This is a genomic window from Alphaproteobacteria bacterium (assembly GCA_039980135.1).
Classification (GTDB): Bacteria; Pseudomonadota; Alphaproteobacteria; order UBA6615; family UBA6615; genus UBA8079.
In genome coordinates, this window is sequence record JBDXCV010000007.1 from 98,338 (window position 1) to 112,458 (window position 14,121).

12 protein-coding genes are annotated in these 14,121 nt (G+C 62.1%); 8 read left to right on the forward strand and 4 right to left on the reverse strand.

What is annotated here, in order from left to right; genetic code table 11:
• Nucleotides 1-35: 35 nt before the first annotated feature.
• Nucleotides 36-1,274 carry a thiolase family protein gene (locus tag ABJ363_09955; protein MEP4379312.1) on the reverse strand — a complete coding sequence of 413 codons (1,239 nt, stop codon included), beginning with the start codon at nt 1,272-1,274 and terminating at the stop codon, nt 36-38.
• Nucleotides 1,275-1,554: 280 nt separating this feature from the next.
• Between ABJ363_09955 and ABJ363_09960 the strand changes: the two genes are divergently transcribed.
• The 4 genes from ABJ363_09960 (at nt 1,555) to ABJ363_09975 (ending at nt 4,914) form a co-directional block, all read left to right on the forward strand.
• Nucleotides 1,555-2,211, forward strand: coding sequence for an aspartate/glutamate racemase family protein (locus tag ABJ363_09960; GenBank protein ID MEP4379313.1), 657 nt, complete (start codon nt 1,555-1,557; stop codon nt 2,209-2,211).
• Nucleotides 2,212-2,380: 169 nt separating this feature from the next.
• A complete protein-coding gene (locus ABJ363_09965) occupies nt 2,381-3,055 on the forward strand; it encodes an aspartate/glutamate racemase family protein (GenBank protein ID MEP4379314.1) in 675 nt (224 codons plus the stop codon).
• Nucleotides 3,056-3,070: 15 nt separating this feature from the next.
• Entirely contained in the window at nt 3,071-3,994 is a 924-nt protein-coding gene (locus tag ABJ363_09970; GenBank protein MEP4379315.1) for a DMT family transporter, read from the forward strand.
• A gap of 5 nt (nt 3,995-3,999) precedes the next feature.
• Complete coding sequence (locus ABJ363_09975; GenBank protein ID MEP4379316.1) at nt 4,000-4,914, forward strand: DMT family transporter; 915 nt, start codon at nt 4,000-4,002, stop codon at nt 4,912-4,914.
• 110 nt (nt 4,915-5,024) lie between these two features.
• Here the strand turns inward: ABJ363_09975 and ABJ363_09980 are convergent, their stop codons facing one another.
• Together ABJ363_09980 and ABJ363_09985 are read right to left on the reverse strand one after the other, a co-directional pair.
• On the reverse strand, nt 5,025-5,879 hold the full coding sequence (locus ABJ363_09980; GenBank protein MEP4379317.1) for a fumarylacetoacetate hydrolase family protein: 855 nt from the start codon (nt 5,877-5,879) through the stop codon (nt 5,025-5,027).
• Nucleotides 5,880-5,930: 51 nt separating this feature from the next.
• Nucleotides 5,931-7,694, reverse strand: a complete 1,764-nt coding sequence (locus ABJ363_09985) for a thiamine pyrophosphate-binding protein (protein MEP4379318.1) — start codon at nt 7,692-7,694, stop codon at nt 5,931-5,933.
• 221 nt (nt 7,695-7,915) lie between these two features.
• Here ABJ363_09985 and ABJ363_09990 point away from each other — a divergent pair, with 221 nt between their 5' ends.
• The 3 genes from ABJ363_09990 (at nt 7,916) to ABJ363_10000 (ending at nt 11,095) form a co-directional block, all read left to right on the forward strand.
• Nucleotides 7,916-9,004 (forward strand): LLM class flavin-dependent oxidoreductase, encoded by a 1,089-nt coding sequence (locus ABJ363_09990; protein MEP4379319.1) that lies wholly within the window; start codon nt 7,916-7,918, stop codon nt 9,002-9,004.
• Between the two features lie 121 nt (nt 9,005-9,125).
• On the forward strand, nt 9,126-10,133 hold the full coding sequence (locus ABJ363_09995) for a thiamine pyrophosphate-dependent dehydrogenase E1 component subunit alpha (GenBank protein MEP4379320.1): 1,008 nt from the start codon (nt 9,126-9,128) through the stop codon (nt 10,131-10,133).
• The gene (locus tag ABJ363_10000) at nt 10,130-11,095 is read left to right on the forward strand and encodes a transketolase C-terminal domain-containing protein (GenBank protein MEP4379321.1); all 966 of its coding nucleotides are present in this window, start codon (nt 10,130-10,132) and stop codon (nt 11,093-11,095) included. The genes ABJ363_09995 and ABJ363_10000 overlap by 4 nt, the downstream gene beginning before the upstream one ends.
• Here ABJ363_10000 and ABJ363_10005 read toward each other — a convergent pair.
• Nucleotides 11,092-11,892 carry a hypothetical protein gene (locus ABJ363_10005; protein ID MEP4379322.1) on the reverse strand — a complete coding sequence of 267 codons (801 nt, stop codon included), beginning with the start codon at nt 11,890-11,892 and terminating at the stop codon, nt 11,092-11,094. The genes ABJ363_10000 and ABJ363_10005 overlap by 4 nt on opposite strands.
• Before the next feature lie 225 nt (nt 11,893-12,117).
• Here ABJ363_10005 and ABJ363_10010 point away from each other — a divergent pair, with 225 nt between their 5' ends.
• Complete coding sequence (locus ABJ363_10010) at nt 12,118-14,097, forward strand: ATP-binding protein (protein MEP4379323.1); 1,980 nt, start codon at nt 12,118-12,120, stop codon at nt 14,095-14,097.
• The last annotated feature ends 24 nt before the right edge of the window (nt 14,098-14,121 follow it).

Consider the following 14,121-nt stretch of genomic DNA (forward strand, 5'->3'; position numbering starts at 1 on the left):
CGCGGATCAAGTCCGCGTATGACGGGAATGTTGCGCTACCGCCCCAACACCGTGACCACCGTCGCGGCTTCCTCGATGCCGAAGAAGCCGCCGCCGTTTTCTGCCGCCGCGATGCGCGCGCCCTCGACCTGGCGCTTGCCGGCCTCGCCGCGCAGCTGCGTGACCAACTCGTGAATCTGGATCGCGCCCGTGGCACCGATGGGATGACCCTTCGACAGCAGTCCGCCGGATGTGTTCACCGGAGTCTTGCCGCCGAGTTTCGTTTCGCCGCGCTCGGCGAGGCTGCCGCCTTCGCCGCGCTCACAGAAGCCCATATTCTCGACCTGCACGATCTCGGCATAGGCCGACGCGTCATGCACTTCGGCCACGTCCACATCGCCCGGGCCGACACCGGCCTGCTCGTAGGCGCGCTCGGCCGCCATGCGACCGATATGATGCTCGAAATCAGCCGGGTCGCGGTCCATGCCGCTGACCACGGCCGTGCCGAGGACCTTCACCGCGCGGGCCTTGTCGAACCGGTCGATGGTGTCGCCGGTCGCCAGCACCAGCGCGCCCGCGCCGTCGGATAGCGGCGCGCACATGGAGCGGGTCAGCGGCCAGGAGATCAGCCGGTCGGCCATCACCTCGTCGACGGAGAAATCCTTCTGGTACTGCGCCAGCGGGTTGAGCGTCGAATGGAAGTGGCTCTTGGCCGCTGCGGCTGCGATCTGCCGCTGGGTGGTGCCGAAATGCTTCATGTGCTGGCGTGCGAGTGCGGCGTAGATATCCATGAACACGCTGCGCTCGCCTGAGTCTTCACCGGCCTCGGGTGGCAGGGCGAGCCCTTCGCCGAGTGACAGCAGCCGCGCCTCGGTCTCCGCCTGGGTGTGCACATCCCAGCCGCCGCGAAACGCCTGAAACATCAGTTCGCGCTTTTCGGGATAGAACATCTTCTCCGATCCCGCGACCAGCGCCACCCCGGCCATGCCCGCCTTGAGATAGGCGAACGCCTGGTTAAGCCCGGTGGAGGAGGAGCAGCAGGCGTTCTCGACATTTACGATCGGGATCGACTGGAAACCCATGGAGCGTAGTGCACATTGCCCGCGCACGGTGTTCTGCCCCTCCATCATCCCCTGGCGGGTATTGGAAAACCACGCGGCCTCGATGTCTTCCAGTTTCGCGCCGGCGTCGGTCAGCGCCGTGTTCACCGCGTCGTCGGTGAGCTGCTTGACGCTCCGGTCGGGAAATTTGCCGAGTGGCGTCATGCCGATGCCGACGATGTAGATGTCCGTCATGGTCGCGTTCCTTGTTGGGAGACCGAATAGTGCCCGGTTCCGTTGGGTTGCGCCACATTCGGGGATGATCCGCCCGCCCCGTAAGACAGGTTGGTGGTCCCCGCTCCAAACTGCTCGGCGTCATGGCCGGACTTGATCGGGCCATCCACGTGGAAATGTCACGTGACCCAGTGACGTGGATGCCTGCAACAAGTGCGGGCATGACGAAAAGTATGGAAAGTCGCTGTCTCAGGGTGTCTAAGCGCCTACACTGTTCACGACAAGAAACAGGGGGAGCGTTTTGAAGCCAGCACGTATCGGGGCGGTGTCGCCCATGGACAACGCCATGGAGGCCATCGGCGAGGCGTTCGCTGAACTGTGGCCCGAGGCCGAGCTTTTCCATGTGCTCGATGAGTCTCTCTATCTGGATTTCGCCGGCGGCAGGCCCCAGACCGAAGAGACCGGCGAGCGGGTCTCGAAGCTGTTGCACTACGCCGCCGACTGCCATGCCGACGGGTTGCTGTTTACCGGCTCGGTCTTCGGCCGCTGGGTCGAGGTGGCGCGCGCGGACATGGACATTCCCTGCCTGACGTCTCACGAGGCGATGATCGAGGAGGCGTTCGAACTGGGCTCACGGCTGGGGATTCTCACGACCGCGCCGGGATCGCTGAAATGCCTGGTCGAGGATATCGACCGCTATTCCAAGGAACTGGGTAAGCCTGTCACGATCACCGACCATATCGAGGACGCGGCGCGACCGATCATCCTGGCCGGCGATGTCGAGACGCATGACAAGATGGTCGCGGCCGCCGCCGACAATATGACCGACTGCGACTGCCTGATGCTCGGCCAGTTTTCCATGACCGGCGCGATCAGCCTGTTCACCGACTTGCCCGACCGCCCGGTGCTGACCTCGGCCCACACGGCGGTGCGCAAGCTCAAGCGGCTGCTGGGGTAACAGTCCGTGATGTTAATCACAGGGCGGTTGCCTCAAACTCTCTCGTCATACGCGGGCTTGACCCGCGTATCTCCTGCGCCATGCATAGCCGGGGGGTTGAGATGCCCGGATCAAGTCCGGGCATGACGAACTTGGACAGGATGATGAAGCTTCAGAAAATGGGGCAATCATGACCGCCTTCCGCATCGGCGTGGTCTCACCGACGGAAGTGGCGTTCCCGACCGTGCGCGCCGCGTTTGCCGAACTCTGGCCCGAGGCAGAAATCGCCTGCCAACTCGACCAGTCGCTCTATCTCGACTTCATCAATGCAGACATGACGGTGCCCGACCCCATGCCGGTTGAGGCCTATGACCGGATCGCGGCGGTTCTCCGCTACAGCCTGGATTGCCGGGTGGATGGCATCATCTTCTGCGGTTCGGTGTTCGGCCGTCTGGTCGAGGCGGGGCGCGACGGCATCGACGTGCCGGTGCTGACCTCCTATGAGGGGATGATCGAGGCGGCGTTCGCGAATGGCCCGCGCATGGGCATCCTGGCGACGACCCAAGGGACCGTCGATTGCTTGTCCGGTGATATCGAACGCCATGCCGAGGCGCACGGGCTCGACTACAGCGTCGCGGGGACCGTCGCCGAGGGCGCGTTCCAGACGTTGCTTGACGGAAACCGCGACGGCCATGACGAAATCGTCGTCGCGGCTGCCGAAACCGTGACCGATTGCGACAGTCTTCTGCTCGGCCAGTTCTCCATGGGGTTGGTGCCACAGAAGATCACGCCCGTCGGGGGCCGGCCGGTTCTCACGGCACCGCATACCGCCGTTGCGAAAATGCGCGCACTGCTTTCGGACTGACAGGGCAACCCACCTATGGCCAAGACAAGCAGCCTGCGCATGACCCCGCTCGAGTGGGTTTTGCTCATTATTCTGGGCGGTTTTTGGGGTGCCACCTTCTTCTTTAACGCCATAGCGCTGCCGGAATTGCCGCCGCTTACCGTGATCCTGGTGCGTGTCGCCATCGCATCGGTGATTCTCTGGGTCGTCGTGTTCGCCAGCGGTGTCGCCGTGCCCAGAAGGCGTGATATCTGGCTAGCGTTGTTGTTCATGGGGTTAGCGAATTCGGCGCTGCCGTTTTTCCTGATCGCCTGGGGGCAGGTACATATTCCCAGCGGGCTGGCGTCGATCCTGATCGCCAGTTCGCCGCTCTATGCGGTGATCGCGGCGCACTTCATGACTCAAGATGAGGGGCTGACCCGGGGGAAGGTCGCCGGTGTGCTGACCGGTCTTGCCGGTGTGGTGATATTGATCGGGCCCGGGTTCCTGAGAGATATCGGGACCAACCTTCTGGCCCAGCTATCCGTGATCGGCGCCGCGGTGCTTTACGCCTTGTCCGCGATTTACGGGCGCCTGTTCGCGCGGCGTGGCGTGGCACCACTGGTCGTGGCGACGGGTCAGATTTCCATGTCGGCGCTTCTGCTGCTCCCGTTCGCCATCATCATTGACCGGCCCTGGACGCTGCCGAACCCGAGCCTCGAAGCCTGGGGTGCCGTGCTGGGCCTCGCGGTCTTGTCCACGTCAGTGGCCTACCTGATCTATTTCCGTATCCTGGCCACCGCAGGCGCGATCAACATTCTGCTTGTGAATTTCCTGGTCCCGGTCAGCGCGCTGTTGCTGGGCATTTTCATTCTCGGCGAACAACTGACATTGGAACAAATGATCGGGATGGGCTTTATTGTCGGGGGGCTGCTCCTCATCGATGGACGGCTGCTGAGCCGATTTCAAGTGACGGGATAGGGACGATGTCAAAGACCAGCGGTTTGCGTATGACGCCGGTTGAGTGGGGAATGCTTCTGATCCTGTCCGTGCTCTGGGGGGGCGCCTTTTTCCTGATCGAGATCGCATTACGCGATCTGCCGCCCTTCACCATCATGATCCTGCGTGTTGGCGGCGCATCGTTGTTTCTGTGGACCATCGTACTCATCCGCGGTGCAGCATTTCCCAGAGGGCTTGGCCTCTGGTCGGTACTGACCGTCATGGCAGTGTTCAATTCCGCCTTGCCGTTCTCGCTGATCGCGTGGGGGCAGGTCCAGATCACCAGCGGGCTCTCCTCGATCCTGATCGCGATGACGCCGTTGTTCGCTGTGATAACGGCGCATTTCTTCACCGAAGACGAGGCCTTCACGCGGATGAAGGGGCTCGGGGTGCTGTCTGGCCTGGCGGGCGCGGTTATCCTCATCGGGCCGGAGTTTCTGCGTGACATCGGGGCCAATTTTTTCGCGCAACTGGCCGTACTCGGCGGGGCGGTGTCCTACTCCATCGCGGCCGTGTTCGGCCGGCGTTTCGGCCGCCGCGATATTTCGCAAATCTCGGTTGCGGCAGGGCAGGTGACCATGGCGATCGTGCTGCTGGCGCCCTTCGTCCTGATATTCGATCGGCCATGGACGCTCGACGTGCCCAGCCTGGCAGGCATTGGCGCGGTTGCCGGCCTCGCCCTCGGCTCCACGGGCGTTGCTTACCTGATCTATTATCGGGTGCTGGCCACGGCGGGCGCGACCAACCTGATGCTGGTCAATTTCCTGGCGCCCGTCAGCGCGCTCATCCTCGGCATATTCGTGCTGGGCGAGGTGCTCAGCATCGAACAGTTAATCGGCATGTGTTTTATCGCCCTGGGGCTCGCCCTGATCGACGGCAGGCTGTTTCAGGGGCGCACCTAGGACGGGCGGGTCGCAGACCCGCCCCTACATGGGTAGGCGTTTATCCCGTAGGGGCGGGTTTCAAACCCGCCCACATTGGGCTAGCCCGTGATGCCTGAGTGCCCATCGATCTATCCTTCAGCGATCCCGTTCACCAGGGTGCCGATCTTCTCGATGCGGATTTCGCAGCTGTCGCCGATCTGCATGAAGATCTGCGGTTCACGGGACTGGCCGACGCCGGACGGTGTGCCGGAGGCGATGACGTCGCCCGGTTGCAACTCGGAGATATGCGAGACGTAGGAGATGATCGTCACCACGTCGAAAATCATGTCCTTCGTGTTGGCCGACTGGAGGGTCTCGCCGTTGAGGACCGTCGAGATGTCGAGGACCTGCGGATCGGGGATCTCGTCGGCGGTCACCATCCAGGGACCGAAGCCGCCGGTGCCCTGAAAATTCTTGCCGGGTACGACCTGGGCCGTGTGGTACTGCCAGTCGCGAGCGCTGGCCTCGTTGAAGCAGGAATAGCCCGCGACATGGTCGAGCGCATCTGCCTTGCTGATATACCGACCCGCCTTGCCGATAATCACGGCCAGCTCGCACTCATAGTCGAGCTTGTTGACGACCGGCGATTTGAGCAACGGCTGGTTGTGCCCGACAAGCGTGTCGGCGTAGCGGCCGAAGATCATCGGATGTTCGCTCTTGGATCGGGGCAACCCGGCGTCGATCGCTTCCTGCAGGTGATCCATATAGTTCACGCCGACACACCAGATATGGTCCGGGTCGGGGATGACCGGCAAGTAGGTGACGCCGTCGAGCGCGTGATCAGGGGTTTCACCCGAGAATTCCGCCATGTCCGAAACCCGGTTTTCGGTAATGACTTCGCGCAGGGATGTCACCCCGGCGCGGGTGGTTAGGTCGATTATGCCGTCTTCTGTGGCGAGGCCGACACGGGCGCCGGATCCGGCATCATAGGTGAGTAGTTTCATCGGTTTTCCAATCCTTGTGGTGCGTGATGGCACCGCTTGTCAGCACACGCGTCAGGCGATGCGGTCACCCTTCTTGATGGGGGCGGTACGGTTGTCGACACCGGGCAACATCTTGCCGGCGTCGCGGGTCACGACGATGTCGATGACGTTCGGTTTGTCGCGGTTCTCCAGCGCGGTGCGGAAGGCATCCGCCAGCTGGTCGGGGTGCTCGACGCGGATGCCGCGACAACCCAGATGTTCGGCAATCGCCGCATAGTTTAGATCGGACAAATCGGCCGACTGATACTTGCCGCCGAACATCGCGTGCTGCAGCGCCTTGATGTAGCCCGATGCGGCGTTGTTAACGACGAGGATTGTCACCGGAACACCGAGCCGTGCGGCGGTCTCCAGATCGCCGAGGGTCATGTTCAGCCCGCCGTCTCCGGTGAGCGTGAAAACCGGGCGGTCCGGCGCGGCCAGTTGGGCGCCGATACCGCCGGAGACGCCGTAACCGATCGAGGCCATGCCGCGGTCGACGATGAAGCCACGCCCGGCGCGCTTGGTGTCATACAGAAGCCCGGTCCAGTGCGCGGCAAAACCGCCGTCGGCGACGAGGATCGCGTCTTCCGGCAGGATATTGTTCAGCTCGTGGACCATGCGCGCCATGTTGACGGGTACCTCTTCGGAGGTAAGGCGTTCGTCCACCTCTGCGCGCCACTTGGCCTTGCCGGCGCCAGCCTCGTCGAGATAGGCGGCGCGCGCATCGCGGCGCGCCTCGGCGCCGTCGGCCAGCGCATCGCGAAGATCGGCGAGACCCTCGCGTGCATCGCCGCACAGGGCGATGTCGGTCTGGGCCCAGCGGCCGATTTCCTCGGGCAGGATATCCAGATGGATGATCGGAATGCCGGGCCGCGGGATCGTGTAGCGCTTGGTGGCGATTTCGCCCAGCTTGCAGCCGACCACGAGGATCGCGTCGGCCGTATCGAGCAAGCCATTGGCGGTTCGGTCATAGCGGCCGAACAGGCCGAGCGACAAATCATGGGTGCAGGCGATCGCGCCCTTGCCAGAAAGCGTGTGCGCGACGGGGATGGCCTGTTCCTCGGCGAACGACGTGAGGACATCCTGCGCCCCGGAGATATGGACCCCGCCGCCAGCCAGGATAACCGGACGTTTGGCATCGGCGAGTAACGTGACGGCCCGTTCGATATCCGCGCGTGCCGGCCGCGTACGCCGCGATGGAGCATGGGTGGTCGCCGGATCGGCATAGAGTTCGCTCGCCGCAAACTCGAACATGCTGTGGCTGATATCCTCCGGCACATCGATGAGGACCGGGCCGGGACGGCCCGACGTGGCCACGGCATAGGCGCGGCGCACATGCTCGGGAATACGTTCGCCGACTTCCACGCGGATCACTTCCTTGACCGCCGGGCGCAGCATTTCGACCTGCCGGGTCTCCTGGGTCATGTTCTTCCAGGCGTGGGTCCGGTTCGCGTCGCCGGCGATCGCGATGATCGGAATACCGGCGTTGAGAGACTCCGTGAGCGAGGTGAGCAGATTGGTGGCGCCCGGACCCAATGTCGCATCGCAAACGCCGGGCTGGCCGGTTACGCGGGACCAGGCGTCGGCCATGAAGGCGCCGCTGCGTTCGTCATTGATCAGCGTATGGGCGAGGCCCAACTCGCGAATGGCGGCATAGAAGGGTAGGAGCTGAAAGCCGGCCATGCCGAACATCGGCCCGACCTCGTGGAGCTGAAGCATCTTTGCGATGGCTTCGCCACCGGACATCTCGACAGTGACATTATCGCCCGTGCCGGTGCTGGTTGCCTTACCGCTCATGAATCCCCCGGCGTATCAGACTTGCTTTTTTGGGTGCGCGGGCAGGAACCGCGACCCGGTTCCAGTGCGCATTTGATGCCAATGTTCTTCATGCGTGACGGACAGTCAATGTCGCGACGTTGTCTCAAATAATGAGACCGTAGCGCAAACCCAAACAATGGCACCGCCTCAGTTCGTAAATTCGGTACAACAGTTCGAAATCAGATATTGAGGACAGACCCATGGAACTCGGTTTTTTCACCATGCCGCTTCACCCGGCTGACCGCCCGTTGACCGAGACCCTGAATGAAGACCGGGAAGCGTTCATCCTGGCCGATGAGCTGGGTTACTCGGAAGCCTATATGGGCGAACATGTGACCGACAGCTTCGAGCCGGTCCCGAATTCGATGATGTTCCTTTGCTGGGTGGCACGCGAGATCAAGAATATGACCCTCGCGACCGGGACGGTGAATCTCGGCCACCATCATCCTGCGGCGGTGGCCGCCGAGGCGGCGATGCTGGACCATATGCTCGAGGGCCGGTTCATGCTGGGGGTCAGCCCGGGCAATCTGCCGTCGGATTCCGAAGTGTTCGGCACCCTCGATATCGACCGGAACGAGAAGTTCATCGAGACGCTCAACCAGATCATCGAGATATGGACGACGGACCCGCCCTACGACATCAAGGGAAAGTACAACTCGATTTCGACCGTGAAGCACTATCATGAGCGTCTCGGTCAGGGCGTCATCATGAAACCGTACCAGAAGCCGACCCCGCCGATCTTCGGGACGGTCGTGGCGCCCTTTTCAAAAGGCATCATCGGACTCGGCGAACGCGGCTGGATTCCCGTTTCGGCCAACTTTCTGCAACCGAAATGGGTGGCGACTCATTGGCCGAATTATGCCGAGGGTTGCGCGAATGTGGAACGCGAGGCCGATCCGTCCGTGTGGCGGGTGGCACGCTCGATCTTTGTCGCCGACGACGACAAGGTTGCAGAAGAATACGGCAAGGGTCCGCAATCGCCCTACCGGTTCTACTTCTACCAGCTTGGCAACAAGCTCAGGAACGGCGGCAAGCTTGGCCTCTTTAAAACCGAGCGCGACCAGCCGGACGAGGAAATTACGGACGATTTCATGGTCAATTCTCTCGTCATCGCAGGCACCGTCGACAAGGTCGTGGACGAGATCCTGGCGTTCCGCGAGGAAGTCGGAGACTTCGGAACCCTGGTCTATGCCGGCCATGACTGGGTGGACTCCAAGCTCGGCAAACGCTCGATGGAACTGATGGCGACGGAAGTGATGCCAAGGGTCAACAAGGCCATCGGCGCCTGACGTTGCTTGGCGTCGCCATTTTCGGACAAAGGCAGGACCACGCTTTACCGAACGGGGACGGCGGGTAATACTTCTCAAAACGGGTGCCGGCAAACGCGCACCGTCATAGGGTCGAGGGGGAATGCCTGTGTCCAGCAATCTGGCCAATGAACCGGCGCGCGTCGTCGAGATGTTCCGCAAGATGCTGCTGATCCGCGCCTTCGAAGAGGCGGCCGGAGAGGCATTTCACGCCGGCCATGTGCGCGGCTCGGTGCATCAGTATATCGGCGAGGAATCCATTGCGGTCGGTGTCTGCGCGAACTTGCGCGATGACGACTATCTGACCAGCAATCATCGTGGCCACGGGCACTCCATCGCGAAGGGCGCGGACCCGCGCGCGATGATGCTCGAACTGTTCGGGCGCGTGGGCGGCACCAGCGACGGCAAAGGCGGATCGATGCACATCGCCGATTTCTCGGTAGGCATGCTCGGCGCCAACGGTGTGATCGCCGACGGGTGCACAATCTCGGTCGGCGCGGCCCAGGCCATCCGGCTCCTCAATCAGGACCGTATCGTCGTGAACTTCATCGGCGACGGCGGCATCAATCGCGGACCCTTCATGGAGGCCCTGAACTGGGCCAAGGTCTATGAGCTACCGGTTCTGTTCATGTGCGAGAACAACCAGATCGCCGCGTCGACGACCACACGTCTGGTCACCGCGGGAGAGGGGATCGCCAAGCGGGCCGAGAGCTTTGGCATCCCGGCCACCACCATCGATGGCAACGATCTGTTCGAGGTCGACAGCACCGCCGCCCGCATGGTGGCTGAAATTCGTAATGGCAGCGGGCCGCAGCTGATCCAGGCGATGACCTATCGCCTGCGCGGACATTTTGCCCATGACCCCGCCGGCTACCGGGACCCCGAAGAACTCGAAGCCGCGCTGGGGCGCGAGCCGATGGCCCGTACCGAATCTTGGTTGCTGGAGAACGGCGTCGGCGCCGACGAGATCGCGGCCCTGAAGGCGCAGGTCGATGGCGAGATCGCCGGGTATGTGGACGAGGCAATGAACGCGCCGTGGCCCGACGGGAGTCTTGCCTTCACCGATGTGCAGGATGTTGGCGCGCCGGCGTTTCCGGGAGAAGGCCGATGACCGAAATGACCTACGCGCAGGCCGCCCGGCTCGGTCTTCAGGAAGAAATGGCGCGCGACCCCAAGGTCTGGGCACTTGGCGAGGATCTCGGCTATGAGGGCGGGATGGCAGGGCAGTATAGCGATCTACAGGCCGAGTTCGGCCCGAATCGGATTGTCGATACCCCGATATCGGAGAATACCATCATGGGGGCGGCGGTCGGTGCCGCCCTGGCGGGCACACGGCCGGTCGCCGAGATGCGTTTTTCGGACTTCGCCATGTGTTCGGTCTCCGAGCTGGTCAATCAGGGCGCAAAGGCGCGCTACATGTTCGGCGGTCAGGCGCGCGTACCCATGGTCGCGCGCATGCCGATCGGAATTCGCGGTGGCATTGCGGCCCAGCATTCTCAGTCGCCGGAGGCCTGGTATGCCCATACGCCGGGCCTTGTGGTGGTGACCCCGGCGACACCGGCGGACAATCGCGGACTCCTGAAGGCGTCGATCCGCTGTGATGATCCTGTGGTCTATATGGAACATAAGGGGCTCTGGGGCATGCTCGGTGAGGTCGATGAAAACGACCAGGAGCCGGTTCCCCTCGGTGTCGCGGCGACCGTGCGCGCGGGGAGCGATATCACCATTGTGAGTTGGGCCGCCCAGGTTGGCGTCGCAGCGGAGGCTGCCGATTTGCTGGCAGCGGACGGGATGTCGGCAGAGGTCATCGATCTGCGTACGCTCTACCCCTGGGATCGTGAAACGGTCATGGCTTCGGCCGCCCGGACCGGGAGATTGCTTGTGGTGCACGAGGCCGTGCGGGTCGGCGGATTCGGCGGCGAGGTGGCGGCCGAGGTGGCCGAAACGCTCGGTGTGCCGGTCGCGCGTCTCGGCGGAGAGCGCATTCCGATCCCGTTCTCGATCCCCCTGGAAGAAGCCTACAAAATCAAGGCAGAGCGGATTGCAGGCCGGGTCAAGGAGATGCTCGCCTAGCGCTTTGCGGCGGTCATCAGTTGCACGAAATCCAGGCAGGTCATGCCAGGGACGGCGCCGGATTTCCGTGCGGTGTCGTTTACGTGGGAAATGATGCCGTCCTCGTGGGTCGACCTGGCATCGCCGATCCGTGCGCTTTCGGCAGAGACGGTCGCACCCGCAATCCCTCTCAAGTCCAGATCGGGCAGCCGGGTCGGCAATGCCGATCCGGCGTCATTGAATACGGCCGCCAACACGTCCGGCCGGTTGCCCCAGCTAGGTGCCCCCTTCAGCAGCGCGCCATGGGAGGCTGTGATGACGATATCGCCGGCATCGTCCGGACCGACGAGGGATACGGAATCGCACCCAATAATGCGCGGCAGGCCGTCGGTGTCACGAATGAGGAAACGTGCTTCATCGAGGGGCGGTGGCTTGCCGGTGCATCCGGGTGCAGCGTGCATCGCGCGGGCGCATGCCATGGCCGTCTGGCCGATGGTGCAACCGGCGGCCCGCGCGGTTTCGTTCACATGGCTGATGCGACCGGTTTTGGCCATCGACGCACCGTCGCCTATTCTGGCGCTGTGGTGATCGACGGTCGCGGCGGCGACCCCAAACGCATCAAGATAGGGCAGGGAATTGATACCCGCGCCGTCACGGCCGATTCCGGCATCGTGCAGGATGATGCCTCGCAAGCCCGCACGCGCGCCGAGATATCCGGCATAGATCGCGCCATGGGACGCGGCGATGGCGATTTTTCCGGGCGAATCGGGGCCGAACTTGGTTGCGGAGTCCAAAACGAGAATCTCGGATTCACTCATGGTCTGTTTCCTTCAGGCCCACCGGCGGTTGCTAATCTCGTGTTTACGATGGTTAGCAAAATGTTAATGTTTCGCGTGTGAAACTTTCCCGGCAGGCTGGAAATACCATGCCTGCCGTGGGGTAACGTCAGTTTTGAAAGTCTTCGTTAAATTCGTGTTTAGGTTGTAAATATTAGTTACATAAACACGTTAGTGCCTATCCCTAAAACATTGTAAAATATACCTATGTCTACTGTTTTGGTGATCGACGACCGGGTGACTAACCGCCATGTGCTCAGCCGTTTGGCGAGTCAGGCGGACGAGGACGCCGTTGTGCACACATTCGCCGATCCGCGCGATGCGATCGCGTGGGCGACCGAGAACACCCCTGACCTGGTTGTGACAGACTATAAGATGCCCGGCATGGACGGCGCGGAGTTTACCCGCCAGTTCCGGGCGCAGCCGCTTTGCTATGACGTTCCGGTGATCGTGGTGACGATCTATGAGGATCGTTCGTTCCGATATCGCGCGCTTGATGCCGGTGCAACGGATTTCCTGATCAGCCCGGTCGATCATCAGGAGTTCAAGGCGCGCGTGCGAAACCTGCTGCGCATGCGCAATCAGCAGAAGATCATTCACCGCCGGACCCGTTCGCTGGAGCGGCGATTGGCAAACGACAATTTGGTCCACGAAGAGCAGCTGCGTGAATCACGCGAGCTGCTGCGCCAGGTCATTGACGGGGTGCCGGCGCTCGTATGCGCGACGGATGAAGACGGGAAGGTTCTGTTCGCAAATTCGAGTGCTGCGAACCGGCTCGGCATTTCCTCGGCCGAAGCGGTCGGGATGGATCGCGCGGACGGTCTCATTGCGGCTGATTTCAAGCGGCACATGATGCTGGACAAGCGTCTTTACAGCGGGACGGACGAAGTTCTGACCTTCGAGGAAGAGCTCACCGCACCCAACGGAACGAGCGGCACCTATCTGACGGTAAAGTCTGCGCTGCGCGGCGCGGATGATGACATCCAGGGTGTGGTTACGGTGGCGATCGACATCACCGACCGCAAGGAGGTCGAGCGGGTCGCCCAGCGCCAGCGCAATCATCTGAGCGTCGTCATCGACAATATTCCGGATTGGATCTACGCAACCGACGAGAACCACCAGATCACTCTCGCCAACCTTGCATTTGCGCGGGCTTTCCACACGACACCGGACGAAATGGTGGGCAAGACCCTCTCGGACTTCGTGGAGAATGGCGATCAGGTCGAGGATGACCGCCGCGCGAGCATCGATGTGTTGCGTTCCGGAAAGCCGGAGCATTTGCCGGAGGTGTGTACAGCGGATGTGTTCGGCGAGCGTCAATGGCTGCAGACGGTTAAGCTTCCGTTCGTCAGTTCTACCGGCGAAATCGAGGTCCTGAACGTCACGACGGAAGTCTCTGCGCATCGGAAGGCCGCGGAAGTATTGCGCGAAGCCAAGGACCAGGCGGAAGCGGCGAACCGAAACAAGACCGAGTTTCTGGCGAACTTGAGCCACGAATTACGTACGCCGCTGAATCACATCATGGGATTCGCGCAGGTCATGGCCGAGGAAAGCTACGGCCCGCTGAATGACGAGCGATATCGTGAGTATGCCAACAATATTCATGAGAGCGGCAAGCATCTGCTCGCGATCCTGAATGATATTCTCGATGTTTCCCGGCTTGAGACGGGTGTGTGGCAACTCGTCGAACGTGGTGTCGATCTCAATCGTGTCATCGATTCCGTTGCGCGAATGGTGCGTGACCGTACGACGCAGGCAGGGCTGACTCTGGATGTTGCCTGCGATCCGGGTTTGTCCGAAGTGCTGGCCGATGAACGCATGGTCCGCCAGATGCTCCTAAATCTGCTGTCGAATGCGGCGAAGTTCACGCCCGAGGGCGGCACAATCTCCGTGCAAAGCCTGCGCAATAACGCGGGCGAGATGATCCTCCAGGTGCGCGATACCGGGGTTGGTATCGCGGCGGAAAACTTCGAGAAAATTCTGACCCCTTTCGGTCAGGTCGAAAACGCGATGAGCCGGTCAACCAGCGGGACCGGACTTGGGCTTTCGCTGGTCAAATCGATGATCGAATTGCATGGCGGGGAAATACGGATCGAAAGCACCCCCGACGAAGGCACATGTTTCTCACTGGTGTTCCCGGCCGCGCGCGTTGCGGGATCCAGAGCCGACGGCCAGGCTGCCGAATAGAACGAAACTGATTAGGTTGCGTTT